The sequence below is a fragment of the Draconibacterium sediminis genome (assembly GCF_000949475.1).
GTDB classification, from domain to species: Bacteria; Bacteroidota; Bacteroidia; order Bacteroidales; family Prolixibacteraceae; genus Draconibacterium; species Draconibacterium sediminis.
This window is the reverse complement of the sequence record NZ_JRHC01000004.1, coordinates 262,170-281,559: the sequence shown is the minus strand read 5'-3', so window position 1 is coordinate 281,559 and position 19,390 is coordinate 262,170. Positions and strand designations below refer to the sequence as shown.

Below are 19,390 nucleotides of genomic sequence, written 5' to 3'. Positions count from 1 at the left end.
TTTATACAGGCAAAGCAACCCGATATATATTACAGGCGAATTAAAGACTATTTAAACTTGTATTACATTGTTTTAACGGTTTTGTAATTATCGGGGGAAAGGTGAAATGTTATTGCAATAAGTGATTTCAAATCTTAATTATTATGATGATTTACCCTTTCTGCACAAGTTCTGGTTCATTTTCGTCCGGAACAACTTTCAGCTTCGATCGTCTTCCATCGCCGGACGAGATCAACTTCATCCACTAACCCGGCGTTTCCTGACTGCCGTCAGTCACACCGGGTTATTGCCTGTCGCCCCGTTGGGGCTCTTAATAAAAAGCCATGAAAGTGTGTTCCCGAATAGCCCTGGGTTTCAATTAAAAAGGCCTCCGGAACTACCGGAAGCCTTCAACTTATCAATTTTGGCGTTTAACTATTCTCTCGAATTTACTGTTTTGCCAGCGAGAACAGGAACTCAATACCACCTTCGGGTTTATTACGGGCCGAGATATTTCCTTTATGCAGCTGGATGGCGTTTCTAACAATCGACAATCCCAGGCCTGTTCCGCCCAATTCGCGGGTACGACCGGAATCGATACGGTAGAAACGTTCAAAAATACGGTTAAGGTGTTCCTCCGGAATTCCTCTACCGGTATCCGAATAACTGAAATAATGGAATTTCGTATCTTCCAGGTAATTCCGAATTTCAATTTTCACATTCTCTCCGGCATAATTGATGGAGTTTTCCAAAAGGTTCTGGAATACCGATGAGAGCAGCGAATCGTTTCCGTTTACCACCACATCTTTGTCAATATCCAGTTTACACTTCATGTTTTTGGCAGCCATTCTGCTCTCGAGGTTCTCCACCACATCCGAAACAATGTTTTTGATATAAACCGGTTTAATCTCGAACAATTCGCCGGCATCCTCAATATTATTCAACAACGAGATATCGTTTAACAGCAGATGTAATCTTTCGGCCTGTTTACTGGCTCTTTCGATAAAGTACTGCTGTTTCTCCTTGTCGATATTCGGATTCGACATCAATGTTTCGATGTATCCTTTTATTGAAGCCAGCGGTGTTTTTAATTCGTGCGCAATGTTCGAAGTTAACTGCTGTTTTAGCAGGCGACGTTTTTCGGGCCGGGTAATATCGGTGATCAGAATCTCGAAACTCTTATCGGCAAACACAATACACATCAGTTTAAAATAACTGTCGTCTTTGTGAATCGTAAACTCGATTTGCGGCAACTCGTTACTTTGGAACTCAGTGTCTTTGTGCAGGTTCTTTTCCAAAAATTTGTTGATCTTTTCAAACTCCGGAATGGTAAAAAAGTTTTCGGCAGAGATGGTCATCGTATCAGAAATGATACTTACGAACTGAATGAAGTTACTGTTCACCAGCATCTTCTTCTTTTGAGGTGTAAAAAATCCTATGCCTTCATTCAGAATGTTCATGTGATTGGCCAGGCGGTCTTTTTCCAGCGCAATGGAATTGTTGGCCTCGTGCAGGTTATTGTAGATTTTTACAATCTGCGAACCAATTTCACCCAACTCGTTATCAGGGAATTTGCCTTCTTCTTCATTGATTGGCTCATTCTTTCCGGCTTTTATCGCAAAATCCTTCAGTTTGGTAATTGATATGGAAAGGCGTTTTGTAAGCTCATTAATCACCAGCCAGATGACCAGGAAAATGGCGATAATGAAAAAGATGAACAAACGCTCGGCTTTCAGGAAATTCTCCACGTTTACGTCGTACACCATGGCAGCCCGTACAAAATAGTCGTCGTAACTTCGGGCATAGTAATAAAAGTCGGTTCCGGTGGTTGCCGAGTGACGAATATTGGCTCCCTCGCCACCGAACAATGCTTTTTGCACTTCGGGACGCTCGAAATGGTTTTCCATTTTTTTGTATTCGTACACAAAACTGTCGTACAAAACAATCCCTCTCCTGTCGATAATGGTCAGGCGAATGTTGTCTTGCGGAATGAGAACTTTTAAGGTATCTGCACTGCTAAAGTTTTGCGTTTCCATTAAGTTGTAATGTTCGATGTAGTTGTGGGCTACCTCGGTAACATTACGCAATGTATTTTCAAGCTGCGACGTTTTGTAGTTTTTCTCGCGCTGCAACTGAAACAACATTATGGCTACTGTAAACAGTAAAAATACTGCTATAAAGTAGTAAAAGATTTTCCGTCTGAATGTCTGCTGAATCGGCACCTTGTATTGTTTTAATTATTTTTATTCTGATCTGTTTTCTATCGAATTTATGGCTGCTTAAACGCATAACCATAACCTGATTTTCCTTTTATGTATTGACCGTATTTGCCAATCTTTTTGCGAAGTCGTGCAATGTTTACATCCACATTTCGCTCGGTAACAATAACATCGTCGTTCCAAACGCGGTCGAGTATTTCATTTCGGCCAATGTATTGTCCCTGGTGTTTTAGCAAGAGAGTGATTATTTCAAATTCTTTGCGGGTAAGACTAACAGGCTCGTCGTCAATCTGCACCGTTTTACTGTTTGCATCTACCTCAAGACCTTCAACTTTGTACACCTTGGTTTGCTTCAAATTTGGTTGGCCACGCTTCAGTACGGCTTTAATCCGCGCTACCATTTCTTTAATCGAAAATGGTTTTGATATGTAATCGTCGCCACCCACGTTAAACCCGGTGAGGATATCGTTTTCGGCGGTTTTGGCGGTCATAAAAATAATAGGCAAAGTAAGCTGCATCTCCCTTCTTATCTTATCGGCCATTTTGTACCCCGACATTTCTCCCATCATCACATCAAGCAAAATCAGGTCGAATTCTTCCAGTGGCAGTTTTAGTGCCTGCTCGGCCGAATGTGCCACTGATGTTTCGAAACCTTCGCTTGACAAGTTGAACTCTAAAATTTCACATAAATCTTTTTCGTCGTCAACTACTAATATTTTCGGATTTGATCCCATGATAATTAATTTTCACTCTAACATTCAGGATACTAAAAATACATTATCCTTCATAATAACCTGAGTTCGATTCAAAATATTAACCTCAGAAATACAGAAATGTGCAAGATTTGGATTAAAAATATTGAAAGAATAGCGGGCTATTTTAAAATATTTTTGGTTCAAAGATTGTGCTTTTCTGTATTTTCCTTCGGATTTCACTAATTTTTACATAAATCGTTTCATATTTTCTTAAATTATCCCGATAGTTCTTCTAAAATCTGAATCAATTTCTGCTAAAAATTAATAGAAACTGAGGCAAGATTTTGAATCGAACTCAGGTTAATAACAAGCTTACTTCAGGTCTTTATGTCGTATATCCTTGCCTTCGATGGAATAAATAGCCGCCTCTGCGATGTTTGTGGCCTGATCAGCAATACGTTCGATGGTGCTAACCATACTGTTCATATTGATGAAACTCATCAGTAGTTCTTTATCTTCGTTTGAGGACACACTTTTTTTAATGGCCTTTTTCAACATTTTTTTATTGAGCTCATCAACAACAGCATCGTTTTTTATCGTCCAGATGGCATAATCCTTATCATCGTTGGTAAATGCCAGCAACGATTTGTTAACCATATTAGAACTCTGAATAAGCATGTTGGAAACCACTTCTGAAAGTTTGGTGTACACTTCGGGGGTTTTAATGCTTTCAACAAAATTCAGTACATTAATTACCATATCCCCAACACGCTCGAGGCTCATAATAATACGATAACAAGCCATAATTTTCCGGATATCGGAAGCCACCGGCTGGTATAAAGTGATGGTATTAATGATCTTGTCGCTGATTTTAACTTCCATCTTATCCAGCGTATTCTCGTTGTCGTACAACTCTTTGCTTTTTTCCTTCGGAAATTTTGTTTCGCCTGTTGAAATGAGCGTCTCCAACAAATCGAGTTGGTGAAGCACCAGGTTGGCAAACTCTTCAAAATCGCTCATTATCGCTTTTATGGCATCATCCTTCTTTAAAGTCATAACTGTAGAATTTTAATGAAGTTAAAAAATTAACCGAATTTCCCGGTCAGGTATTCTTCTGTACGACGGTCTTTTGGATTGGTAAACATATCTTTTGTTTTACCATATTCAACCAATTCGCCGAGGTACATAAACATTGAATAATCAGAGATTCGTGCTGCCTGCGACATGTTGTGTGTCACCATCAGTATCGAATAATTCTCTTTTAACTTTACCAGCAAGTCTTCGATTTTTGAAGTTGCCACAGGATCTAGTGCCGAGGTGGGTTCGTCGAGTAAAATCACTTCCGGATCGAACGCCAGCGCCCTCGCAATACAAAGTCGTTGTTGCTGACCACCTGAAAGGAATGTTCCTTTTTTATGCAAAGTATCTTTTACCTCGTCCCAAAGTGTAACGTCGCGCAATGAGCGCTCAACCACTTCGTCGCGTTCTTTTTTCTTTAAACGAATGCCGTTTAATTTATAGCCGGCAATTACGTTGTCGTAAATGCTCAATGTCGGGAACGGATTCGGACGTTGAAATACCATACCAGCCATACGACGTAATTGAATGGTTGGCATGTCGGTAATATCCTTGCCGTTTAAAATGAGCGATCCTTTGGTTTCGATGTTTTCGTACAACTCGTGCATGCGGTTAATGGCACGCAACATGGTACTTTTTCCGCATCCCGACGGGCCCATAATTGCTGTTACCGCGTTTCGTTTAATATCGGCCGAAACGTCCTTTACAGCATAATTCCCCTTATCGTACGCAACCGATAGATTGCGAATAGAAAGTACAGGATCTTTGATATTTACGTTATCTTCTTTCATACTATTTCTTCTCTATTTCGTTCGGGCAGCTATTCGTTTCGATACCAGGTTTAAGGTCAGTACCATTCCCATCAGTAATAACGATGAGCTCCAAATCAGGTCTACCATATTCGGGTCGTTGTAAAACTCCCAGATTAACAGGGGTATTGCACTTGTTGGTTTGGTAATGTCCAAATTAATTACTGAGCTGCCCAGTGCTGTGAGCATTAATGGTGCTGTTTCTCCAAGAATACGCGAAATACCCAGTAAAATACCTGTTAGCAAACCGCTAAATCCGGTTGGAATAAGCACGCGCAGAATTACTTTGTAATACGGCACACCCAATGCAACAGCTGCTTCTTTAATCGACTCAGGGATCATTTTCAGCGTTTCCTCCGTTGAGCGCACAATCATAGGCAACATCATAATCGATAAGGACACACTACCTGCCAGCGCCGAAAAACCGCTGGTAATGGGCTTTACGATCCACATGTAAGCAATAAGTCCTAATACGATAGAAGGAACACCCTGCAAAATATCCGAAATATTTCGGGTAAGATTTGCCAGCAGTTTTCCCGGATTCTCGTACAGGTAAATGCCTGTAATAACTCCAACCGGAATGGCAATAACCGACGCCAGAACCACCATTAACAATGTTCCTGTAATTCCGTTTGCAATACCCCCGGGAATTAACTCGCCATTGCTCAGTGCAGTCATTGCCTCGAAAGTATTTGGTGGCGTTTTGATAATAAAATCCAGGCTGATCTGACGATAACCTTTTTCCACCAATTTGTAAATAATAAGTACAATTGGCGAAATGGTTATGAGCGACATAAAGAGCACAAGTCCTTTGAATAGCTTGTCTTTCAAAGTTCTTCGACTGAGATTTGCCACCGTTATTTTTGCTGCAGAATTCATGTTACCCCATTCGTTTAATGATGAACTTACCAATGGCATTGATTATTCCGGTCATCAGGAACAGCAATAAACCAATAGCAATCAAAGAGCTGAGTTTCAAACCATCGGCTTCGCCAAACTGGTTGGCAATTACCGAGGCCATTGTGTTTCCCGTGCTGAAAAATCCATCGGGGACGATATTGGCGTTACCGATCAGCATGGTTACTGCCATGGTTTCGCCCAATGCACGCCCGAAAGACAAAATGTAACCGGCAATAATACCCGATCGTGCCGATGGTACAACCACATTAAAGATCACTTCCGAGCGGGTAGCTCCAAGCGAATAGGCTGCTTCTTTCAGCTCGTTCGGTACCATGGTAATAATTTCGTTACTCAGCGATGTGGCGTAAGGAATGATCATAATTGCCAGAATAATGCTGGCGGTGAAAATTCCAAATCCCTGGTTGGGTAATCCCAGATCGATAAGCAGCGGACGAAGCACATAAAACCCCCACAAACCGTAAACAATTGAAGGAATTCCGGCAAGCAGATCGACCATGGGTCCCAGTATTTTTGCAATTCGGGTTCCGCGGTAATACTCGCCCAGAAACAATGAAACCGAAAACGATAAGGGTAAACTGATAAGCAGCGCCGCTACCGACGTAATGATTGTTCCGGCAATAAACGGAAGCGCTCCGTAGTTTTCTTTTCCTTCGGTTGGATTCCAGTTGTTCGACCAAATAAAACTCAGCCCAAAACTTTTCAGTGCAGGAATGGCACCTTCAACCAACGAAAAGATCATTCCCCCAGCTACAAAAAGTATAACGAACGATGAGAGCAGGAGAACGCCTTTTGTTATTTTATCGCTGTTCATTTGGTGGACTTTAAGAAGCTGAGAAAACTGCTTTGCCGGCAGCTTTCCCAGTTTCATTAAATCTGTTTTCTATAACTAAACCTTACTATTTTAACAATGGTTGCCCATCGAAAGTAACCGAGCGTAAAATCGCTTTGGCTTTTTCGGCAGCTGCATCCGGAAGCGGCGCGTAGTGTACCTTTTCGGCCTGACCTTGTGCATCGGCACTTACCAACCAATCAAGGAAAGTAACTGTTGCCAGCGCCTGATCTTTAGCGCGACCATCGTAGTTTTGCTCTTTGTAAAGAATGATCCATGTGAAACCGCTGATCGGGTATGATTCAGGATCGTCAGAATTGGTCAGCATGATACGGGTATCGGCAGGAATTTCTCCTTTTGCAGCAGCACTAACCGAAGCAATTGATGGCTCGATATAGTTACCTGCGCTGTTTTGCACCAATGCGGTTTGGATTTTCTGTGCAAATGCATATTCCGAACCGATGTAACCAATGGCTCCTTCAGTTTGGCTAATAGTACCTGCAACTCCGGGATTTCCTTTAGCACCCATTCCAACAGGCCATTGTAACGATTTTCCTGTTCCTACAGCATCAGCCCATTTTGTGCTGATCTTAGTCATGTAGTCACTGAAAATGTAAGTTGTTCCGCTACCATCCGAACGGTGTACGAAAGTGATTTCCATATCAGGAAGGGCCAGGCCTTCGTTGTTGGCTTTAATTGCCGGATCGTTCCAGTTGGTAATTTCACCCATGAAAATTTTCTCCAGCAATTCGTTCGATAGTTTGAGGCCATCAACACCAGGAAGGTTATAAGCAATAACAACAGCACCCAATACAGTTGGAATGTGAACTACTTCAGCAGGCATTTCAGCCAGTTTATCGTCGCTCAGGTAAGCATCGGTTGCTCCAAAGTCAACCACTTTATCGGTTAAACTGCGGATACCGCCGCCTGAACCGATTCCGCCATAAGTAAGCAGTGTCCCAAATTCTGAAGTATAGTTCTTAAACACCATATTGTAATATGGCATCGGGAAAGTAGCTCCCGCAGCTGTTAAAGTCACTTTCGAAGTTCCGGCTTTTTCTCCACCTTGTTTGTTTGACGAGTTAGAGCAAGCTCCCAGAATAAATACTGTTAAAACCAGTAAGGCTAAATTCTTCATCTTTATTTATTTAAAATTTCCAGTTTTCTGTTTTCTGTTTTCTGTTTTCTTTGGCTGATTAAAATTTAAACTCAGCACTTAAATACAGGTAGGTGATATTCTCTGCATCTACCTTATCGGGGTTAAAGAAGCGTACGTTTGGCGTAAATTTCACACCTTTTACAGGAGCGTACTCCACACCTGCGATCATTAACTGGCCATCTTTGTTAATGTTCCATGCTTCGGTTTCACCTTCCACTTTATCCGAGTTCAGATCATCGTAACGGGCAAACAGTTTCCAGTTGCTGCTTGGCTTGTACCAGCTGTAGAACGATGTTCCGTAATGATTCTGACCGTCTACCATTTTGTAGTTCGACTGGTAGTTATACTCTCCGGCCAGTGTAAATTTACCGTTGGTGTAAGCCAGCAGCGTAGCCAGCGACTTTTGTTTTACCTCGTCGCCGGTTTGGTCAACAAACACTCGTGCCAATACATTTTTAACCGGCTTAATAGTTGCTCCAGCTCCGTAGCGCAACAAGTCGTCGCCCTGAACTTTTTTGTAACCTTCGCCATTGATCACCGAAAAATCGGCACTGATAAAATCGGCAAATTTGTAGTCGATATTAAAACCAAGGTCGGCACTTGAGTTGAATTTATACTCATCCTGGTACGATTTCATCATGTAACGGTTTCCCCAAAGTTTTTCAGAAACTTTAAATTGGGTAGTTGAAATCATTCCGAACGACGCTTTCAGATTATCTTTTGAATATTGCACGTAGGCATTTTTAAGAAATGCCGACAACTGGTGGCCACCTCCATCGTTCGGATCGCCCACATCAAAAACAACTTTAGCATAAAACTCTTCGCTAAAATTGTACTCGTAACCTAAATAAGCACGGGTGTTTTCAAACTCCGAAGCAGATTCTCCATCGGAAAATGCAGTATGAAAGTTGGTGAAAATCAAAGCGAGTGGTTTTCCATTTGGTTTAAACTCTTCGGTTTTTTCCTGACTAAATCCTGTTATTACGATTCCTTGAATCAACAATAACAGCAATGACATTTTTTTCATTTTATAACTTAAGATTGAATTTTGTCTGTTATTTTACGAAGGCAAAAGTGTAGCAACGCTATTACACCCGAATTACAATAATATTACAAAACGATTAATTTATTTCGCGCAACACAGCGTAAACAGCTGTATTTCAACACCTGCTTTATTGCAATACTAAAATTACAAAAATGTAACACGCCATTTTTTAATTGAGGGAATAGAAATTTTTGGATGGGATAGTTTGTTTTTGGCAGACAAGGGAGCTTAGCACATTCATTATCTCCGAGAATCACCAACAGAGATGAAAGTAAAACAAACTTTCAGTTAACTCTCCCTCACTCCCTCTCTACTGGTAGAGAGGGACGATTGTGTCAAAGGCACAATCAGGGTGAGTCAATAAATTTTGAGCCAGATTTTGCTATTGGCTTTCAAGTAACTTTCAGAAAAAAAGTCCGGGTCTGTATACAAGACATTTATACAGCCCCGGACCTTTACTTTGATGTTACTAAACCGCACGCAGTACAATACCGCATTATCAAGGCCTTGGTTATTTTGGGTTATTCCATCCGGTTAAAATTTCGCCCAAAGCATAATCAAGAAATACAACTACAATTATTACGATTGCAATAATTCCAATAATCTTTACTATTTTCTTATTCATTGTTAATTAATTTAGGTTGATATACCGTGAGTGATAACGCTGAAGAACCGCTGAAACCTTTACACATTAAACTCTTGTATCTTAATGCATTTATTCCTTACTGTCATATCTATCCCAGCGTTGTTTCCAATCCTTCAAAAAATCGTATCGCCATTTACCAATAGTCCATTGACATTCATAGGCAGGTAAATCGAGATCGATATAATGATTAGGAAATTTATCTTCATCGTAATGCCTGAACTGACCACCCCAGCTTTCTTTTGTAGGGTCATCAACATCCCCAACATTTCCGATAACCGAAGATGTTAAATATAAAATGGAAGGACTATCGCCCTCCTTCAAACTGCTTTTTGGCCAGTTGGCAACCGGAAATACATCTCCACACTTTTCGGCAAATAAACCGCTATGATCCGACCCATGATTTCTGATGTTGTGATCAACAAAAGCGGTATAAGCCCACTCTCCTTCCTGCAACCCCGACTGGTAAACTCCTCTGAATGTTTCATGAGTTCCCCGGGGAAGAATGCCATTCTCTATCCACCATAATTCAGCATATTTATTCTCCATGAAATCAAAAATGAAGTCTCTGCTGGCGGTATCGTGTAGAGTGTTTGAGGAACTAATGTAGTAGATTCTAATTTTATCAGCTATATCAGGTGCATCATACAGCGCTTGTGCAGTTGTTGTTATACTTCCCCATACAAGAATCCAAAGTGGGTTTTCCTTCGTGTAATTCCGCGCGGTTTTTATAATCCATTGCGATCCTTCAGAGGATTTTTCGAGAGCCGGCAAACCTGGATGTTCCGAGCCAAGAGTAACCAAACCCAAAAGTGTTTTTTCATCCATCAGATCGTTATACCCGTTTTGACGCAGATGATCAACATCTATCCGTTTTATCCAGGATGAGATCAATTCTACGTGGGGAATCGTGTCCCAGGGGTGGGCCTCTATCTGCGTACAGGGGGTGGAAACAATTCCTTTAATTTTCAATATATCGCTATAATGAACTGCCCTGAACAATGATTGAATATCATCAGGGTCGCCTCCTAAATCGGTGTCGATTATTACATCGAATGTCATGTTTGATTCTGACTTCGAATTGCAGCTCATTACTGCCAAAACGACCAGAACTAAAAATAGCATTGCCAGGTTCCGATATAAACACCTCATAATTTAATTCTTTTGTATTAAAGCCCCCTTCATTATGTCAGTATAACGGTCACTTGTATGAGTAGTGGCAGATTTCGAGGTAGTTTCCGCTCAAACCTTGAAATTTACCACATCGCCTGCCATTACTTGTACATAATGTTTTACTTATTCCGGGGCATTTTGCCATTTATTCCATATCGGACTTAAGTCCACACCAGTGGCCTTAGACATTATCAACTCAATCTCATTGTATTTAAATGCTCTTTGATTTTCATTTGACCAATTAAGCAATCCAAGCATAGCATCCTTAAAGGATTTATTCCCGTTGGTTTGTTTTTGAATATACTCATCTAAATCATAAGCCATTAAAGCTCCTCTTGAAAAAAGATTTTTTCCTATTCTAAAATCAGAGGCATATTGGGTTGAACCCAGAATAGATAATTCCTTTAAGGTTTTGGTTTTTATAAAATCCGGAGCATTGTCTATGTTGGACTTCCACCAGTTTAATGTTTCTTCGTTATGAAGGATACTTTGGAAAGAAACATACCATATAAATCCTTCATTTAACCAGATTGTTTCTATAAGTGGTGCCACTTGCCATGTAAATGGGCGGTATCCTTCACCCCAGGATCTTAACGGAATCCATGAATGTCCCATATGATGTATGATAGTTCCTAAATCTCTATTGGGATTATATTCCTGGGAAATATCCCTGTGTGCTGTCATGCTATTTAGATGTTCCATATTAAAACCATAGTCATGTCTTTCTGAAATTGGTTTAAGAAACTCATATACTAAGGTGTAATGAGGCATGGGAATGTATCCAAAATAATCAGCAAGTTTCTGCAGCGATAATAAACCTGTATTCCCGATACCTTCCAAATCATCGGTTGTCGCAGCATAGGCCGCTACAAATAAAGGAATTTGTGCTTCTTCAACTCGAATCACCTGAACGCCTTTACCTAAGAGATACTGAGCATCAACCAGTGTGGCATAGTTTTCAGCCTCATAACTATCCGTTCCGTATTTTCGGTTGGTATCAGGTCTTAAGGTACTAAAAATAGGCCATGAAGGGTCGGTATTGATCGTTAGATTGACGGCCTCTGTTTCCAGTCCTTCAATAAATCCAAATACTGAATACCCAAACAGTCCCAGATAGTCTTTTCTTGCTTTGGAACTCGTGGAGGCATCTAATAAATCAATTTCCATTTTTTGTATGTCGACCGTATAACTCACCTTATTCAGAAGATCATTACTTTCTCCGAATGTAAAGAAGCTTCCGTCCCCTATCATCCCTCGCAACTGCTTACCACTAGTTGTATAACCAACAACATCATCAATAAAAGCTATGTAGTTTGTCAGAATATAGGTTCCCGGTGCACTTCTAGGAATCACTAAATTGGCATCACTGGCCGATAGCGCATCAAATGTGATTTGAATAGTTACTTTATTTAAGTCTGCCTGCTTGTTAAGCAAATAGCTAATCTTTTGCTGTGCGCTTAGATTTGTAATAGCTATGGTAAATGAAAATAGAACGATAATTCTTCTCATGTTGATAATGTTATGTAACGGTAAATTGCATGTTACGTAAGGGTTTGCGTGTGATTCTCTGTCCGCATACGGACGAGAGAATGAGCGGAAAACCGCTGCTCGCAAACCACTGAAACCCTTATGGAATATGCAAAATGTTGTGTGGTCGTTTTTTTATTCTGTTTTTATTGTAATCATATTCGAACGTGTAATCAAACTTGACTCATAAGGATTTTCACTTTTAGAAGGGTCACCAATTGTTGCAACAATACGGTACTCAGGGTTAGATAATAGAATATTCATCATCTCCTTTAAACTCTTAAATTCATTTGTTTTCATTGATTTAAATTTAAACGAATCCAGCTTAAGAGTCTTAGTAATAATTGTGTCACCAGCTAGTATCAAAGGATTATCAGGAGTGAATCTGAAATCATCATTTATTCCCCAATAAGAGTCTTTCTCTGAATAAAAATTTAAAAGAAAATTATTTAGTGCAATATATTCACAGTTGTTTTCAAACTTTATGGTTACTTCTTCTAGTGAATTTGATTTTTTGTTTTCTTTAAATTCAATTGTAAATCTGTATTTACCTATTATTTGTTCTGTATCCTGCTGATTTTTTTTGTCTCCTGCTCTCGCCAATATTCCACTTGAAAATAGAACTCCAAAAGTTAATAAAAGTACAAGTTTGATAATTTTCATTTCTAATTGCTTTAATTGGTTATATCGTCTATTTATGAATCTGATTGTCTTTGCAAAATGCCACACAACGTATGTGGATGTTTCAATGCAACATATATCTTATTAGTCTGCACCGCTGTAATTCTTTAATAATGTTCTTGTTAAGGTCGGAATTCGGGCCGATTTTAGTTTCTATTTTTGCAAGAGAAGTTTTCAATGTATCGGGCATTTTGTTGTTTAGTGCACTAAATGTAAGCAAAACTTATGTTATACCAATTATTTTTAAAACTGAGACTTAAGCGAAGTTTTAAAATTATAATGGTTAATGCCGATAGACAATTGAAAAGCATTAAAGAGTATAACGATTTTAAGGCTCAATTCAATTGCTAATCGGTATAAACAGTTGTTGGCGGGGTAAAAAACAGGTTCCGCTATTGGTGGTAAGCTTTCCGCAGCTGCTTATTAGCCGTTCTCCCACAAAAAAAGTCAGTTCTCCCACGGGTGCAAGCACTTCTCCCATATAAAAAGGGCGTTCTCCCATGGTTTTAAGCCGTTCTCCCCCACTTGCGGGCGGTTCTCCCATGCTTTTGAAGTGTTCTCCCTTACATTTTTCCGGTTCTCCCGCGGGAGAATTTACAAAATGTCAGGGATAAGTGGTTTTTATGTGTACAAATTGACTTTTTGCCAGGGGATAAAGCAAAAAAAACCGGGGCGGTCTCCTCTCCACCCCGGTAAAACTCACAAATACCAAAAATTAATCGCTAAGATCACCGTTGTTGCTTCCCGAACTCCGATGTTTGTTTTTATAAATATTGCGGTAGCCTTTCAGTCGTGCTTCGTTTTTCCAGAACACATAGCGGCCGCAGTTTTTAATTTCGTCGGCAGCTTGTTGCATATAGGTGTAGGCGCGGTCGCGGATAATTTTTACCTGGTGGTCGATTTCCTTTTCGCCATTGGCTTGTGCCAGCACTATGGCCAGTTCGTCGGCAGTAGTATCCGCCAGCGGAAGTAAAGTAACATCAAAATTAATTAATGCCAATAGTTCGGGATTGGCCTCGCCCAGGGCAACCAGGTTGCTTAAATCCTGAATCATATCGGCATCGCCGGTTCCGTCGGCAATGTCGCTCACCTTTTTTAACAGGCGCGGGTCGTTACGGAAAGCATACCGGAAATCGTGCAGCAAGCGGCCGTGCAGTTCGTAAGCTGCCGGTGCCCGCTCTTCCCATTCTTTTTGGGCATCCTGTGGCGTATGTTGTTCGCGTTTCCACATCGCCTCGGCTGTGCGGCAGGCACCGTTGCGCACTGTTAACGAATCGATAGTTGTTTCGGGTAAACCCGCGCCCATTAACTCAGCCTTGTCGTCGAGGCTCCATAAATAAAGGTTTTCATTCTCCTGAATTGCACTTTCTACAGGAATTCCAGGTGCTTTTACTTCTTCGGCCGGAATGGCCATAAATGCATCGTAACATGCATCGTAATCTTGTCGGTCTGACATGGTTTTTTTGATTTTATTCGTATCGGGGATACGAGGTTTAACATATAATTCACTTCAAGTTATGGCTTATAGTAAACATATGCAAAATTTGTTTTTATGTTTTGTAGCAGGGTGCTGGAGATGTAATGCACACAACCTTAGCGCATAAAAGAGTCCGGGGCTGTATACAATACTTTTATACAGCCCCGGACTTTTGCTATTTGTGGTTTCAAAAAACGGAATGCGATACAATCGCGCACCGCCGTGTTGTCGTCAAACAATAAACAAAAAAAAGAGGAGACTAGCGCCTCCTCTTTCCTTATATCTGTTTTGAAATCTCTAATTTCTTGTATTGGTAATAAAATCGCGTTCCGATTTAACCAGGTTAATCGAATGAAGCAACAAGTTTTCCAATTCGGTATGTATTTTAAAGTACAACTGCGAATTGCGTGTGTTTACCAATTGCTGTTTCACACGTTTGAATTGCTGTTTCTCGTTTTTACGCAACAACTCAACCACAAGGTCTATTTCTTTAATCAGCTCATCAATACCATCGAAGCTCTGATTTTTCACCATTTTCGTTACCTTTTTCAGAATTGCAGTTACCTTATCGATGGTAGCGGTTAATTCTGCCGCCTGCTCTTCGGTAAATGGTTTGTGGTTGTTTTCAACATGGGCAATCATCGGGCTAAGCATATAATGCACTGCGTGTGCCATTTCGCGTTTGTGCTCGATCATTTGCACATAGTAGTGTGTTGTTTCTGCCGAGCTATCCATCAGTTTCTCAGCAATCCTAAACACCTTATCCTTGTTCTTTTTCGCTTTTTTCGACAATACTTTGCAGGCTTCTTCGGCTTTGCGCAGGCCGCCTCTGTCTTCGTTTAAAAAGCTTTGCATACCCACCTCAAGTATATCGGTAGTGTTAGACAGGCCTTTTAAAATTTGTTTGGCGCTTTTGGCAATAATATCTTCTGTTGCATCCTCGTCCTTAATATTATCTTCTTCTTCGGCTACTTTTGCCTGAGCACGTTTACGGAAAAGAATCTGAGTTCGTACCACCATAAAAATGGCCACTGCAATAAATACAAAGATCATAAACTTACCGCTAAGCGAGATAATCAGGGCAATTAATCCTGCCACAGAAAAAGCAATTAAAGCCGTTAAAAACCAACCGCCAATTACGGCAAACACACCCGAAATACGGTATACGGCACTGTCGCGATCCCATGCGCGGTCTGACAATGAAGTACCCATTGCCACCATAAAGGTTACGTAGGTAGTTGAAAGTGGTAATTTTAACGACGTACCAATTGCAATAAGAATACTGGCCACTACCAGGTTTACCGATGCACGAATTTTATCGAATGCCGGTGCTTCTGCGTCGTCGTTATAATACGAATGTTTTTCGAACCTTGACTTCAGCGTATTCCCAACTGCCGCCGGCATCGTCTTTTGTACTTTTTTGTTGAAATTGGTAAAACCGCGCACCATAACACGTGCAGCCAGTGACGAACCAAAACGCTCGTCGCCTGCATCCTGGCGGCTAAGGTTAATTTCTGTTTCGGTAACGGCACGTGCCTTTTTCGACATGATTAAAGTAATAACCATTACCAAACCTGAAACTATTAGCATGTAAAGCGGAGTACTGCTCTTTCCGGCCAGATTTGCCATCGAGAACTGGTCGGCAGGCATTCCGGATGCCATCCAGTCCTGGAACGATTTAAATCCGGCTACCGGCACTCCAATAAAGTTTACAAGGTCGTTTCCGGCAAAGGCCATGGCCAGCGCAAACGTACCAACCATTACAACAACCTTAAGAATTTTAATATTGAATATCCATTTCAGCAATTGAATAAATACCACCCAAAAGCCAAAACTTACCAGTAATATAAATCCAACATTATGCTTGAAATAATCCTGAAGGGTTTCTCCCGATGCCAGTTCAACGCCTGCAAATGAAGACCCTTTCATTCCTTTAATAAAAATAAAGTAGGTTATTGCGGTAATGGCAAGTCCTCCGAATGCCGACCCGAAGTATTTCATTGGCCCGCGGTAGCGAAACGAAAAGATAAAACGGGTGATGTACATTACCAGTGCCCCCACACTAAATGCGATAAACACCGAGAGCAGAATACCCGTTATAATTGCCAGCGCTTTACTGGAGTTTATGTAATTCGACAATTCGGCAGCTACCGAAAGGCCCATTCCCTTGATTTTAACGGCGGCAACTGCCACGGCCGATCCAAGCAACTCGAAAACGATACTTACCGTTGTTGATGTTGGCATGCCAAAGGTGTTAAACAAATCGAGAAGAATTACATCGGTGATCATTACGGCCAGAAATATGACCATGATCTCGGCAAAATAAAACTGATCGGGATGAAAAATACCTTTTCGGGCTACTTCCATCATTCCATTCGAAAATGTCGCTCCAACCAGTACACCAATACTGGCCATCAGAAAGATAACCCATTTTGGGGCAGCTTTCGATCCAATTGCAGAATTTAAAAAGTTTACTGCATCGTTACTTACTCCAACAATTAAATCGGAAATTGCCAAAGCAAAGAGAACGACCACCAGAATTAAATAAAAATTTTCCATTTATTTGTTTTTAATTATGCTGTCTGATAACAATCTACTTAAAACTTTAATCATTTTGTAATCGCTGGCAAAGGTGTTCCAAAAACGGAATATTTTTGTTACATTTTGATTACATTTTGATTACATTTTCGCCTCTCAGGTGCAATATATGAATAAACAATAATCGATTTCAAATTACGAATAATAAAAAAGCCGGAATAACTATTCCGGCTTTAAAAAATACTATGTATTGATTTTTAATTCTTTTGAACTGTATTGGTTATAAAATCGCGGTACGCTTTCATCAGGTTTATAGTGTGTAATAACAAATACTCCATCTCCGAAATCAATTTGAAGAACAACTGAGAGTTTCGCGTATTAACCATTTTATTTTTAATACGTTTAATCTGGTTTTTCTCCATCTTGTAAATTTGTTCCAGAATCTTGTCGCGCTCTTCAATTATTTGATCGATGTCTTCAAACGTCTTTTCTTCAATATCTTTCAGTACTGATTTAAAGAACTGATCAATATTACCTGCAACATCTTTTAATTCCGTATGCTGTTCTTCAATAAACGGTTTATGGTTGTTCTCAATGTGCTTAATCATTGGCTCCAACATAAAATGTACGGCGTGTGCCATTTCGCGTTTATGCTCCATCATTTGCACATAGAAATGACTGGCATCAAACGGGCCTTCAGCCAATTTTGTAATGGTTGAATAAACTTTGTCGCGGTTTCGTTTCGACCGTTTCGAGAATTTCTTAGACGTTTCCTGTACCTTTTTCAAGCCGGCCCGGTCTTCTTTTAAGAAGTATTTAATACCTTCTTTAACCACCTCGTCGCTCGATTTAACGGCTTTTATCATTTGTCTCGAACTCTTCTCAATTATCTCTTCCTGTGCGTCAGCATCTTCAATAACTTCATCTTCTTCGGCCTGCAGCTGATCACGTTTTTTCATTAAGGTGTGCGTACGGATAACCATAATTATCGCCACCACAACAAAAACGAAGATCATGAACTTACCGCTAACTGCAATGAGTAAGGCCACAAGTCCTGAAACTGAAAAAGCAATTAATGCGGTTAAAAACCAGCCACCTATTACGGCAAAAACTCCTGAGATACGGTATACCGCACTTTCGCGATCCCACGCACGATCGGATAACGAAGTACCCATTGCAACCATAAAGGTTACGTATGTGGTTGATAACGGAAGTTTAAGCGATGTACCAATGGCGATTAAGATACTTGCCACCACCAGGTTTACCGATGCCCGCACCTTATCAAACGATGGCGGATCCTGATCGTCTTCGCTAACATACGAATGCGGTTCGAAACGAGAGCTTATCCCCCCGGTTAATGCCGATGGAAGTATGTTGGCTACGCGGTTATTAAATTTTGTTGCTCCGCGAACGATTACCCGGGCTGCAAACGACGAACCAAAACGCTCATCGCCTTCATTTTGTCTCGAAAGGTCGAGCGAAGTTGCAATAACCGACTTTGCCTTTTTCGACATGATCAGGGTTACAATCATCACCAGTCCGGCAATCAATAACATGTAGGTTGGTGTTCCCACTTTTCCGGCCAGCATTGCCATCGAAAAGGTATCAGGATCAGTAGCTCCCTGTGCTACCCATGCCTGGAACGAATTGAAACCGGCCAGCGGCACACCAATAAAGTTTACCAGGTCGTTTCCGGCAAAAGCCATAGCCAGCGCAAATGTACCGGCCAGCACCACAACCTTCAATATTTTTATATTAAAAATCCATTTCAGCAGCTGAATAAATATTACCCAAAAGCCAAAACTATAGATCAGCATTAATCCTGTATGATGTTTTACCCACTCCTGAATTGTTTCGCCACTGCTTAACTCAATATTCGCGAAAGTTGAACCTTTCATACCTTTTATCACAATAAAATAGGTAATTACAGTAATGGCCAAACCTCCAAAAGCCGAACCAAAATATTTCATCGGTCCGCGATATTTAAAGGTAAACAACATACGTGTTAAATACTGCACAAGAGCTCCAACCGTAAAGGCCACAAACACCGAGAGCAGTATTCCGGTAATAATGGCCAGTGCCTTACTCGAATTAATGTATTGCGACAGCTCCATCAATACCGAACCTCCGGCAACCTTAATTTTTACAACCGATACCGCCACGGCAGCCCCAAGCAATTCGAAAACAATGGAAACGGTTGTAGACGTAGGCATTCCGAAGGTATTGAACATATCAAGCAGAATAACATCGGTTATCATTACTGCCAGAAAAATGATCATGATTTCGGAAAAGACAAACATCTCGGGATGAAAAATACCCTTTCGGGCTACTTCCATCATTCCACTTGAAAATGTAGCCCCAATCAGCACCCCTAAACTGGCCATTAGAAATATCACCCATTTTGGAGCTGCTTTCGAACCCACAGCCGAATTGAGGAAGTTTACTGCATCGTTACTTACACCTACAATCAGGTCTGAAATAGCTAATGCAAAAAGTACAATTACAAGAATCAGGTAAAAGTTTTCCATTAAATTTGGTTTTAAATAAAGGTCGGCAAATATAAAGCAAGTAAAAAGTTTAATCGTTTTGTAATATTAATAAAATATTAACTAACCATG

General features: G+C 40.6%; 15 protein-coding genes. All 15 read right to left on the bottom strand.

Going from position 1 to position 19,390, the window contains the following annotated elements:
* Positions 1 to 428: 428 nt before the first annotated feature.
* Positions 429 to 2,201, bottom strand: coding sequence for a sensor histidine kinase (locus tag LH29_RS15600; RefSeq protein WP_045031472.1), 1,773 nt, complete (start codon positions 2,199 to 2,201; stop codon positions 429 to 431).
* A 47-nt stretch (positions 2,202 to 2,248) separates the two neighbouring features.
* The gene (locus LH29_RS15595; RefSeq protein WP_045031470.1) at positions 2,249 to 2,932 is read right to left on the bottom strand and encodes a response regulator transcription factor; all 684 of its coding nucleotides are present in this window, start codon (positions 2,930 to 2,932) and stop codon (positions 2,249 to 2,251) included.
* 333 nt (positions 2,933 to 3,265) lie between these two features.
* Positions 3,266 to 3,949, bottom strand: coding sequence for a phosphate signaling complex PhoU family protein (locus LH29_RS15590; RefSeq protein ID WP_045031467.1), 684 nt, complete (start codon positions 3,947 to 3,949; stop codon positions 3,266 to 3,268).
* Positions 3,950 to 3,978: 29 nt separating this feature from the next.
* On the bottom strand, positions 3,979 to 4,761 hold the full coding sequence (pstB, locus tag LH29_RS15585; RefSeq protein WP_045031465.1) for a phosphate ABC transporter ATP-binding protein PstB: 783 nt from the start codon (positions 4,759 to 4,761) through the stop codon (positions 3,979 to 3,981).
* Positions 4,762 to 4,773: 12 nt separating this feature from the next.
* Entirely contained in the window at positions 4,774 to 5,658 is an 885-nt protein-coding gene (gene pstA / locus LH29_RS15580) for a phosphate ABC transporter permease PstA (protein WP_157493740.1), read from the bottom strand.
* A 1-nt stretch (position 5,659) separates the two neighbouring features.
* Positions 5,660 to 6,511, bottom strand: coding sequence for a phosphate ABC transporter permease subunit PstC (gene pstC, locus LH29_RS15575; protein ID WP_045031962.1), 852 nt, complete (start codon positions 6,509 to 6,511; stop codon positions 5,660 to 5,662).
* A gap of 85 nt (positions 6,512 to 6,596) precedes the next feature.
* Positions 6,597 to 7,667 (bottom strand): phosphate ABC transporter substrate-binding protein PstS, encoded by a 1,071-nt coding sequence (pstS, locus tag LH29_RS15570; protein WP_045031463.1) that lies wholly within the window; start codon positions 7,665 to 7,667, stop codon positions 6,597 to 6,599.
* Between the two features lie 58 nt (positions 7,668 to 7,725).
* A complete protein-coding gene (locus tag LH29_RS15565; protein WP_157493725.1) occupies positions 7,726 to 8,706 on the bottom strand; it encodes a hypothetical protein in 981 nt (326 codons plus the stop codon).
* A 742-nt stretch (positions 8,707 to 9,448) separates the two neighbouring features.
* Entirely contained in the window at positions 9,449 to 10,528 is a 1,080-nt protein-coding gene (locus LH29_RS15560) for a nucleoside hydrolase-like domain-containing protein (RefSeq protein ID WP_232302854.1), read from the bottom strand.
* Between the two features lie 144 nt (positions 10,529 to 10,672).
* Positions 10,673 to 12,058: a M61 family metallopeptidase gene (locus LH29_RS15555; RefSeq protein WP_045031459.1), complete on the bottom strand. Its 1,386-nt coding sequence runs from the start codon at positions 12,056 to 12,058 to the stop codon at positions 10,673 to 10,675.
* Between the two features lie 153 nt (positions 12,059 to 12,211).
* Positions 12,212 to 12,739, bottom strand: coding sequence for a hypothetical protein (locus LH29_RS15550; protein WP_157493724.1), 528 nt, complete (start codon positions 12,737 to 12,739; stop codon positions 12,212 to 12,214).
* Positions 12,740 to 13,097: 358 nt separating this feature from the next.
* Positions 13,098 to 13,301 carry a hypothetical protein gene (locus LH29_RS15545; protein ID WP_045031455.1) on the bottom strand — a complete coding sequence of 68 codons (204 nt, stop codon included), beginning with the start codon at positions 13,299 to 13,301 and terminating at the stop codon, positions 13,098 to 13,100.
* Positions 13,302 to 13,472: 171 nt separating this feature from the next.
* On the bottom strand, positions 13,473 to 14,213 hold the full coding sequence (locus tag LH29_RS15540) for a hypothetical protein (protein ID WP_045031453.1): 741 nt from the start codon (positions 14,211 to 14,213) through the stop codon (positions 13,473 to 13,475).
* Between the two features lie 318 nt (positions 14,214 to 14,531).
* Positions 14,532 to 16,793 (bottom strand): inorganic phosphate transporter, encoded by a 2,262-nt coding sequence (locus LH29_RS15535; RefSeq protein WP_045031451.1) that lies wholly within the window; start codon positions 16,791 to 16,793, stop codon positions 14,532 to 14,534.
* Between the two features lie 236 nt (positions 16,794 to 17,029).
* Positions 17,030 to 19,300, bottom strand: a complete 2,271-nt coding sequence (locus LH29_RS15530; RefSeq protein WP_045031449.1) for an inorganic phosphate transporter — start codon at positions 19,298 to 19,300, stop codon at positions 17,030 to 17,032.
* Between the last annotated feature and the right edge of the window lie 90 nt (positions 19,301 to 19,390).

Bases quoted from the DNA above. Each gene is read 5' to 3' on its own strand.
- LH29_RS15545 (WP_045031455.1), bottom strand. From the start codon at position 13,301: ATGGGAGAACCGCCCGCAAGTGGGGGAGAACGGCTTAAAACCATGGGA.
- LH29_RS15540 (WP_045031453.1), bottom strand. From the start codon at position 14,213: ATGTCAGACCGACAAGATTACGATGCATGTTACGATGCATTTATGGCC.
- pstS (WP_045031463.1), bottom strand. From the start codon at position 7,667: ATGAAGAATTTAGCCTTACTGGTTTTAACAGTATTTATTCTGGGAGCT.
- LH29_RS15595 (WP_045031470.1), bottom strand. From the start codon at position 2,932: ATGGGATCAAATCCGAAAATATTAGTAGTTGACGACGAAAAAGATTTA.
- LH29_RS15530 (WP_045031449.1), bottom strand. From the start codon at position 19,300: ATGGAAAACTTTTACCTGATTCTTGTAATTGTACTTTTTGCATTAGCT.
- LH29_RS15535 (WP_045031451.1), bottom strand. From the start codon at position 16,793: ATGGAAAATTTTTATTTAATTCTGGTGGTCGTTCTCTTTGCTTTGGCA.
- pstB (WP_045031465.1), bottom strand. From the start codon at position 4,761: ATGAAAGAAGATAACGTAAATATCAAAGATCCTGTACTTTCTATTCGC.
- pstA (WP_157493740.1), bottom strand. From the start codon at position 5,658: ATGAATTCTGCAGCAAAAATAACGGTGGCAAATCTCAGTCGAAGAACT.
- LH29_RS15590 (WP_045031467.1), bottom strand. From the start codon at position 3,949: ATGACTTTAAAGAAGGATGATGCCATAAAAGCGATAATGAGCGATTTT.
- LH29_RS15560 (WP_232302854.1), bottom strand. From the start codon at position 10,528: ATGAGGTGTTTATATCGGAACCTGGCAATGCTATTTTTAGTTCTGGTC.
- LH29_RS15555 (WP_045031459.1), bottom strand. From the start codon at position 12,058: ATGAGAAGAATTATCGTTCTATTTTCATTTACCATAGCTATTACAAAT.
- pstC (WP_045031962.1), bottom strand. From the start codon at position 6,511: ATGAACAGCGATAAAATAACAAAAGGCGTTCTCCTGCTCTCATCGTTC.
- LH29_RS15565 (WP_157493725.1), bottom strand. From the start codon at position 8,706: ATGTCATTGCTGTTATTGTTGATTCAAGGAATCGTAATAACAGGATTT.
- LH29_RS15550 (WP_157493724.1), bottom strand. From the start codon at position 12,739: ATGAAAATTATCAAACTTGTACTTTTATTAACTTTTGGAGTTCTATTT.